General features: G+C 44.9%; 2 protein-coding genes. Both read left to right on the top strand.

Annotation, left to right across the window (positions count from 1 at the left end; translation table 11 throughout):
• Nucleotides 1-6: 6 nt before the first annotated feature.
• Nucleotides 7-99 (top strand): hypothetical protein, encoded by a 93-nt coding sequence (locus A3762_RS28970; protein ID WP_369820716.1) that lies wholly within the window; start codon nucleotides 7-9, stop codon nucleotides 97-99.
• Nucleotides 100-178: 79 nt separating this feature from the next.
• Nucleotides 179-733: L-threonylcarbamoyladenylate synthase (locus A3762_RS22310; protein ID WP_068757685.1), on the top strand; the 555-nt coding region annotated here is incomplete at its 3' end.

Here is a 733-nt window from a genome sequence, read left to right as displayed (position 1 = left end):
TTAGAGATGAGTTTTGAACACTTATCCGAGCACTTATTAGAGCTAGAGTTAGCTGGGCTGATCAGTTCCGTTTCTGGTGGTTATCAGCTAGGTTCTTAAGTAGAATGCCCCTCGTTTTTAGATCGACTGTTTCGTTCATGCAACAGCATTAATGATTGATATTTAAAGAGGGATCCTCATGCAAAGAGCATTTGATTGGAAAGCTAGTCTAGCCGCCGAGGTCATGCAATTGGGAGGCGTTGTGGCTTATCCTACCGAGGCTGTTTGGGGCTTAGGTACTGATCCATATCAAGAACGAGCTGTTAAAAGGATTCTTACATTAAAGCAGCGACCACAAGAGAAAGGCTTAATTCTAATTTCAGGCCAAGCAGAGCATTTTCTTCCGTATCTTGAAGGCTTGCCAGAAGAGTTAGTTCGACCTTTCTTTACACAGCAAGACCGACCAACGACTTGGCTCGTGCCAGATATCCATAATCGGGTTCCACCATGGGTGAAAGGCGAACATTCATCAGTAGCAATGCGGTTAACAACGCACCCTCCATGTGTTGCCTTATCGAAACATTTTGGCGGGGTAGTTGTGTCAACTTCAGCTAATCCAGCAAGCAAACCTTCCGCGATGAGTTTAAGTGAGGTTCACAATTACTTTCGCGGTCGTCTAGAGTTTTGTTATCAAGCGTCACTTGGTGGTGGACAAAGTGCTTCTCAGATCAAGGATCTTGAGTCAGGAAAGGTG

Source organism: Oleiphilus sp. HI0125 (assembly GCF_001635355.1).
The sequence above is the reverse complement of the archived record's forward strand: the minus strand, read 5'-3'. Positions and strand labels throughout refer to the sequence as shown.